At 55.0% G+C, this 8714-nt stretch carries 3 protein-coding genes and 1 pseudogene; all 4 read left to right on the top strand.

Going from position 1 to position 8714, the window contains the following annotated elements; translation table 11 throughout:
• Positions 1-5872, top strand: a pseudogene (locus HMPREF9007_RS11900) (hypothetical protein); the annotation flags it as partial.
• Positions 5873-6388: 516 nt separating this feature from the next.
• Positions 6389-7693: a reverse transcriptase domain-containing protein gene (locus HMPREF9007_RS11905; protein ID WP_004326023.1), complete on the top strand. Its 1305-nt coding sequence runs from the start codon at positions 6389-6391 to the stop codon at positions 7691-7693.
• Positions 7690-8175, top strand: coding sequence for a hypothetical protein (locus HMPREF9007_RS11910; protein WP_004326022.1), 486 nt, complete (start codon positions 7690-7692; stop codon positions 8173-8175). Before HMPREF9007_RS11905 ends, HMPREF9007_RS11910 begins: the two co-directional genes overlap by 4 nt.
• Before the next feature lie 179 nt (positions 8176-8354).
• Positions 8355-8597, top strand: coding sequence for a hypothetical protein (locus HMPREF9007_RS11915; RefSeq protein WP_008761778.1), 243 nt, complete (start codon positions 8355-8357; stop codon positions 8595-8597).
• The last annotated feature ends 117 nt before the right edge of the window (positions 8598-8714 follow it).

Here is an 8714-nt window from a genome sequence, read left to right as displayed (position 1 = left end):
AGGAGGTGGAAGCCGGTACCGTGTTCGGCATGAGCGCGGAAGTGAGCGACGACGAGAGCAGTGTCCGCCTTGCGCTGACCAACAAGAGCGGGGCGGAGATCGCGAGCGTTGACATCCCGGCCGGCAGCGGTGGCGGCGGTGAGTCCTCCACCACCAAGATCGTGCTGCTTGCCGAGACCGACAAGAAAACCGTGAAGGAAGGCGGAGCGGTGAAACTTACCTATACCTATGACCACCAGGTTGCCGGCGGTGATGACAAGGGTAGCAGTACCGGACAGAAAGCGACCGTCACCATCCAGGTGAAGCGCGGGACGACCACCACTTATTCCTCCTCGCTGAAGGAAGTGAGCAAGGGTACCTATACCCTTGACCTGACCAAATACCTGCTGGTGGGCACGAGCGACATCTACGTCATTGCCGAGACTACCGATCCCACCACGGGCAAGGCGCAGAAGAAGCAGGCGTACGTGAGCGTGAAGAGCGTCACCCTGTCCCTTTCCCTGCGGTTACAAACCCTGGCGGCCACCATCCAGAACGGCGGTTACGGTACCTATGATTCCGCGAGTATACCCTACGCCGTGAGCGGTACCGGCACGAAAACCGTCAGCCTGTACGTGGACGGTGTACAGCAGAACGCGCATACGGTCACCCGCAGCGGCACGACGAACGGCAGTTTCGAGGTTTCCATGACCGGCCTGTCCGTGGGGCGGCATACCGCCCAGCTGGTGGCCGAGATGGAAACTGACGACCTCACGCTGAAAAGCGAGAGCATCCATATCGACCTGCTGAAGGCCGGAACCGGCGCGCCCTTCATCGGTTTGAAGCTCATTCATGCCGACGGGCATGTCCTCGGACGGGACGAGCATCTGGAGCCGGTCCTTGAAGCCGGCCGCTACGAGAAGCTCACTTTCGACTGGGTGGCCTATGATCCCGACCGTGTGCCCGCTGAAGTGGAGTTCTGGAAAAACGGCGTCAAGAGCAGTACCGTGAGCGCTCCCCGCAGCATGATGACCTACAGTAACCGGTTTACCGAGGAAGGCACGCAGACGCTTGTCCTGAAAGCCGGTCCGACCGGGTACACTTTGCGCATCGACGTGGGTGAGAGCGGTATCGATATCAGCGAGGCCACCTACGGCCTGGCGGTCAAGCTTGACGCGGCGGGCCGCAGCAACGGGGAGAGTAACCCCGGAACATGGGAGTCGAACGGCGTGGAGACCACGTTCGAGGGTTTTGACTGGAGCAGCAACGGCTGGACGGGTGAGGCGCTGAAGCTGACCAACGGTGCGAAAGCCGTCATCGGCTACCGGCCCTTTGCCACCGATGTGAAAAGTACGGGGCTGACCATTGAACTGACCCTCCGGGTAAGCAATCCCACTGACAGCGATACCGCAGTTGTGGACTGTCTCGACAGTGGCAAGGGGCTTTATATCACCCCTTCGGAAGCGAGTTTCAAGACCGGTGAGAAAGTGTCCTATACCAACGAGGACGACGAGCTGGTGGAGCGTGAGATCAAGCTGGGCACGAATTATGTGGAAGACCGGTGGATCAAGGTGGCCCTCATGGTGGGTACCCGCAATGAGAGCCGTCTGATGGAGCTTTATGTGGACGGCAACCGTACCGGTGCCGACATCTACGACAACGCCTTCAGCTTCCGCCAGGACAATCCGAAATATATCACCATTGACAGCGCCGGGGCGGACGTGGAGGTAAAGAGCGTGCGTATCTATACCCGCCGGTTGAGTGACGACGAGGAACTGGAGAACCGGATGGTGGACAGTGCGGACGGTGAGGAGATGATCGCGCTGTATGAGGAGAACGATATCCTGGGTGATACCGACACTGTGGATATGGACAAGCTGCGTGCCAAGGGCAAGGGGTGCTGCGTATCGTGCGCCAGAACAAGCTCGATGACGTGTATGCCGAGAACAACAAGAAGACGGACTTTTCGGCGGATATCTTCTATTACTCCCCTTTCGGATCCGAATACGACTTCGTGCTTCGTGACTGTTATATCCGTATTCAGGGTACCAGTTCCACGAAATATCCGAGCAAGAACATCCGTATCTATATCAGCAAGGGCGGCACGAACCTTAGCTTCACCGTTGGCGGCAAGGAGCAGGCGGAAAAGAAATATCCCGTCCGTCCCGGTGGCATCGCCATGAACCTGATCTGTCTGAAGAGTGATTATTCCGACTCGTCCATGTCGCTGAACACAGGCGGTGCCAAACTGTTCAACGACGTGCTGAAGGAGATGGGGCTTCTCACCCCTCCGCAGCGTTACCAGTACGAGACGGGCGGCAGCGATTTGAACGCGGTCACCGTGCGTACCGCTATCGACGGTGTGCCTATCGACATGTTTGTGGCGGCTGCGGAGGACGGCGAGAACAACTATGTGGGGCAATACAACTTCAACAACGAGAAAAGCAAGAGCGGCGACCTGTTCGGCCTTAGTGGCGTGGAGGGTTACGATCCTGCCTGTCCCCTCACTCTGGAAATGCTGAACAATACCGAGGCCATGTGCCTTTTCAAGACCACAAGTGACGCTCATCTGGAGGAGGTGTTTGATGCCGGTGCCGAGACCAACGTTCCGGATGATGTGAAATGGGCGGGCCTTGACGAGTCGCAGCGTACGGCCGTGAAACGGCTGTACGCATGGATACGCTCGTGTGTTCCGGACGGTGCGACGAGCGCCGACCTCTCCACTTTTAAGAGCGAGAAGTTCAGGGACGAGATAAGTGACTATTTCGACAAGGCTTTCCTGCTGACGTATTACCTCTGGACGGACTATTTCCTTGCCGTTGACCAGCGTGCGAAGAACATGATGCTGCGCACGTGGGACGGCCTGATATGGTACATCACCTACTACGACGGTGATACCCAGATGGGAAAACGTAACGACTGTTTCCTGGTGTATGACTACACCACCGACCGCGACACTTATGACGCCGAGGCCGGGAAATATGCCTTTGAAGGCCGTGACAGCTGGCTTTGGAACCTCGTTCTGGCCAACCTGGACGCTGACCTGAAGACACAGGCGCAGGCTCTTCGCGGTGTACTTACCACCAGCCGTGTCCTGGACATGCTGAACGTGGAGCAGGCGGGCAACTGGTGCGACCGTGCCTATAACAAGAGCGGCGAGCTGAAGTACATCCTGCCCGCCACGCAGGAGATGTACGGCAAGGTGTGGCCGTTCATCTACGCCCTTCAGGGCAGTAACCGTGCGCACCGTGAATATTTCGTGCGTAATCGTTTCGCCCTTCTGGATGCCAAGTACGGCACGAGCAATTTCACCAGTGACAACATCGACCTCTATCTGGCACGTACGGCTGCTGACACCCCCGACGTGCTGAAGATTACGGCCAACGAGGTTTATGCTTTCGGCTACGGTACGAACAACAGCCCGAATATAGGGAATACCGGCATCATCAAGAAAGATGCGGCTGCGAGCCTTTCCATCACCGGTGCCTATACGGTGAACGATCCCTTGAGGGTTTATGGCGCGAGCCGTATGAAGGTGCTGGATATGAGCGGGGCCGCCGACCACCTGAAAAACGCTTTCGACCTGGGCAAATGTACCGTGCTGCGCGAACTGAACCTTCAAAGTTCCGGCAACGGCAGTACCGGCTGGTGGTTGAACATCGGCAACTGCAAGCAGCTACGTAAACTCAACCTTCGTAACCAGGCACAGGCGAAAACCGGGGGAAGTACCAGTACCGAGCTGGATTTGAGTGCGCAGACCAAGCTGGAAGAACTTGAGGCCCGCGGTACGCAGGTGCAGAGCGTGGTGCTAGCCAAGGGTTCTCCCGTGACGCTGCTCCACCTTCCCGGTACACTGACCAGCCTCCGTCTGGAATATCTGGGCAGACTGACCACCGGCGGGCTGACATTGGAAAGCTACAGCAAGGTGAAGACCTTCATCTTTGACAGTTGTCCAGGTATTGACTGGGAAACCCTGCTGGGCCGTTGCACGGGTGTGGAACGTATCAGAGTAACCGGTATTGACCGCGAGGATGACGGTACGTGGCTGGATAAGTTTGTCGGGATGGGCGGTGTGGATTCCGATGGCAACACTACGGACACGTGCGCCTTGGTGGGTACGGTACAGCTCACGCGCTACATTGATGACGATACGTACAGCGCTCTGAAGGCGCACTTCCCGGAACTGAATATCCGGCAGCCGGAATACACGATGATCGAGTTCGACGACGAGGTATCGGATGACGCGAACGTGAGCAACCTTGACAACGGTACCGGCTACAAGTATGACAACGCGTATGAGGTGAGCGGTCATATTTCCGCCATCCTGAAGCAGCGTCACCGTGTACTTGCTAAAGTGACTAAAAAAGCGACGACGCGGGGTGTGAACATGGCGAACGTTGATACCACGGTGAACAACCTGGACGGTGAGATGACCTACTACCCGCTGGACGACACGGACAGCAACAAGTACGCCGACGGCACGGCTGCCAGACTGGACGGCACTGAAGGTGACTGGATGATGTACGAGCCCTTCTTCTGGAGCAAGGGTATCAATGATTACCTGAACGGCAAGCATTACTCCTGTTACAGCAGTAACGGTTCGGATAACATGCCTTCCGTTCCGGATGCTGACGTCCTTACGCTTGACGACATTAAGGGCACGAGTGGCGGTTATCTTTCCGGTCGTAAGATCATGAGCGGAAAGGATACGCTTTCGAACAGCTACAGTACTGACAGTACGTATTCGGTATGCAAGGTGAACGTGGACGGTTACAAGCGTGTGCGTTTCCCGAGCGTTCCCGGTACAAGCCTTGTCGGAAGCATTTTCACAGACGATTCCGGCACGGTCATCAGTTCAATCGTCGTCCCTACCTTGAGCAACAAGTTCGAGGCCGGTATGTACCTGATTGCCGATGTTCCGGAGGGTGCCACTGCTCTTCACTTCTCCATTCTGAACACGGCAGAGTTCGATAAGGTTGTCCTTTCTAACAGTGACAGGATCGAGGATATGGAACCCGAATGGGTGCCTAATGACGAGCACTTGTGTGCCGTTGTGGGCAGCAGTGTTGTCGGTTCCAAACTTCGCGCCTGCATTACCGGCGGGAGCACTACGGCGAGCATGACCTGGGCTGATTTCCACTATTACAGTGTCCAGCGCGGTATGCAGCAGATTGATGCCCTTATGCACTCGCGCATCGCGAATCTTTTCTACGCGAAGTACGGTCGTCGTGACAGCCAGGAACAATGCGGCGCGGGCTCTCACACGAACAACCGTACTACGGGTGGTACTGCCAGCCGCGGTATGACGGACACGATCGGCTACGAGGAAGCCTCCTCAATCAACCCTAATGTGACGAACAGCCTGATAGAAAACTCCGTCCACCAGTATGCGTGGTACCGTGAGAAGGATGACTACGGCGGGGCCACGGTTACGCAGGTGAATAATATTTGCTGCCTTGGCTACGAGGACATCTATGGTCATAAATATGACATGATGGACGGCGTGGATCTTCCTAATGACACGGGCAATTCCGGGAAGTGGCGCATCTGGATGCCTGACGGCAGTACCCGCCTGGTTAAGGGTTCCGTGAGCTCCGGTATCTGGATTACCGCCGTGGCGCATGGCAAATATATGGACGTGATTCCGGTGGGTTCCGTTTCGGGTTCCTCCTCGACAAATTACTGCGACATCTACTACATATCCACTGCCTCCAGCCGTGTGGTCTATCGTGGCCACTACTACGCGAACCCGAATGGCGGTGTTTCGTTGTCGTATGCGAACTACGATTCCTCGTATACGTACACGAACATCGGTTCTCGTCTGGCCTTCCGCGGCCGGCTCGTTAAGGCGTCGAGCGCCGTGGCGTTTAAAGCGATAAGCGAGGTTGCATGATCGGCCGCGTAAAGCGTCAAAGCGGGAGCGAAGCGACAAAACATCCGGTGTTCCCCGAGCAGGGGAACGCCGTTCATTACGGGCGTCAGCCCGTCGAAAAATATTTTTTTGACGTCAGGTTTTGTATCTGTTTGTTAAATAATAATTTGAAAATAGTACTTTTGCATTTGAAAGGTGGCGCCTCCCCATAGGCCGTGTGGTCTATCGTGGCAACAACAACGCGAACCCGAATGGCGGTGTTTCGATGTCGAATGCGAACAACGATTCCTCGAATACGAACACGAACATCGGTTCTCGTCTGAACAACAATCGAAAGGAAATTTTAATCGGCGTACAACACCGGGGACTTGTCCCCACCGTGGTGCCGAGGGGGGCAAGCCGCAGTAACAGCGGTCCGTAAGGGCCGGAAAACTGAAAAATAAAGTGTCGGGTAGGGTTTGGTAGGCCGGAAACGGTTCGAAGAAGCCGGGCCCGGGGGATTGAAGGCCCCGTATTAAAAGCAATAAACAGTAATTTATGCGCAGGGTTGGGTATATCATCGAGGAGATCGTGGAGCCTTCCAACATGGAGGCTTCCTTCCGGCAGGTCCTTCGCGGCAGCAAGCGTAAACGCAGCCGCCAGGGGTGCTATCTGCTCGCGCATAAGCCCGAGGTGTTGGAGGAGCTGGTCGCGCAGATCGCATCCGGTACTTTCCGCGTGAAGGACTACCGTGAACGCGAGATCATCGAGGGCGGCAAGCTACGCCGCATTCAGGTGATCCCGATGAAGGACCGCATCGCCGTGCATGCCATCATGGCGGTGGTGGACCGCCATCTGCGGAAACGTTTCATCCGTACCACCTCCGCCAGTATCAAGAGACGGGGGATGCACGACCTCCTGGCGTATGTCCGCCGTGACATGGCCGAAGACCCTGATGGTACACGTTACTGTTACAAGTTTGACATCACCAAATTCTACGAGAGCGTGAAGCAGGATTTTGTGATGTATTGCGTCAGCCGGGTGTTCAAGGACGCAAAGCTCGTGACCATGCTGGAGAGCTTTATCCGCCTGATGCCTGAAGGTCTGAGTATCGGCCTGCGCAGCTCGCAGGGGCTGGGCAATTTGCTTTTGTCTGTGTATCTGGACCATTATCTGAAGGACAGGTATGCCGTGCGTCATTTCTACCGCTATTGTGATGACGGCGTCGTACTGGGTAAAACGAAAGCGGAACTGTGGAAGATTCGTGATGCCGTCCACGGGCGCATGGAGTGTGCCGGTCTCCTGGTGAAGGGGAACGAGCGCGTGTTCCCGCCGGGCGAGGGCATCGACTTTCTGGGGTATGTGACTTTCGGTGCGGACCATGTCCGCCTTCGCAAGCGCATCAAGCAGAAGTTCGCCCGAAAAATGCACGAGGTAAAATCGAGAAGGAGGAGGCGTGAGCTGATAGCGTCGTTCTACGGGATGGCCAAGCACGCCGACTGTCATACGTTGTTTAAAAAATTAACAGGCAAAGACATGAGATCATTTAAAGACTTGAACGTTTCCTACAAGCCGGAGGACGGCAAGAAACGTTTTCCCGGGGTGGTGGTAAGCATCCGGGAGCTGGTGAACTTACCGATTGTGGTGAAGGACTTCGAGACGGGCATCAAGACCGAACAGGGCGAGGACCGCTGTATCGTGGCCATTGAGATGAACGGTGAACCGAAAAAGTTCTTTACCAACAGCGAGGAGATGAAGAACATCCTCTTGCAAGTGAAGGATATGCCCGACGGCTTCCCGTTCGAGACCACCATCAAGACGGAAACCTTCGGCAAGGGTCGAACTAAATACATATTTACATGAAACGGGTAGAAGGAACATCCGGGATAAAACTGATCGAGTGCGTGAGCCCGGCACGCAACAGATGGCGCATCCGCTGGGATGTACAGGAACGTGAGGACGGATCCGCCTCCTACATGGAGGAAGGCTTTGTCGGCAGACCTCACATGGATACTATAAAGTCCGTCATTACAGACTGGTGTAATGAGCAAATTGACCGTGAGATACTTTCCGGTTTTCTCTATGAAGGTATGCCGGTATGGCTGTCAAGTGAAAACCAGTTCAATTATAAGGCAGCGTATGATCTGGCCGTACAGACTGGTGGTGCTACGCTTCCCGTGACATTCAAGTTCGGTACGGATGAGGTTCCCCAATATCGGGAGTTCGTCACACTGGAGGAACTGACCGATTTCTACACGAAAGCCATGAAGCATGTTCAGGACACGCTGTCTGACGGCTGGAGGAAGAAAGACGCTTTTGATCCGGAGAAGTACCGGGTGGAATAAATCCTTCGGGGGAGGATAAGAAAAAAGCCCCCGGCCTGTTAAAAAGTAACGCCAATCACTTTTATAAACATGAAACGCCAAACCGCGCGACCGGGGGCAAATACCCTCTGTCACGGTTTGACGTTTTTTTTGTTGTCTAAAAAATGATTGGCGATGCAAAGATATAATTTTTTTGTTGTATGAAAGTGATTGAGATATTAAACTTTAACCGGGAGCTGTTGAAAAGGCTTCAGGCGGCCGGCATCCGTCTGGAAGATGCCCGGTATATCGACCTGTACGCGGACTATACCCGCCTACTCGATCAAGGTGAAAAAGTCTCGTATGCTGTGGCCGTATTGTCCGAAAAGTATTCGGTGAGCGAACGTAAGGTTTATGCCTTGGCGAAACGATTCCAGAGCGACTGCAAGACGCTTGCAGTGTGAACGGGTTGTTTTATGTCGTAGGGAGTGCCGTTTCCCCTTATCTTTAGGGTGTTTCAAATTTAGAAGGAGGAAATGGCTATGACAAGTATTACCGTATCCTGGACAAGATTCTTGCCA

Source organism: Bacteroides sp. 1_1_14, assembly GCF_000162515.1.
In the GTDB taxonomy this organism is placed as follows: Bacteria; Bacteroidota; Bacteroidia; order Bacteroidales; family Bacteroidaceae; genus Bacteroides; species Bacteroides thetaiotaomicron.
Note: the sequence above shows the minus strand (reverse complement) of the source record. Positions and strands in the feature narration are given on the sequence as shown.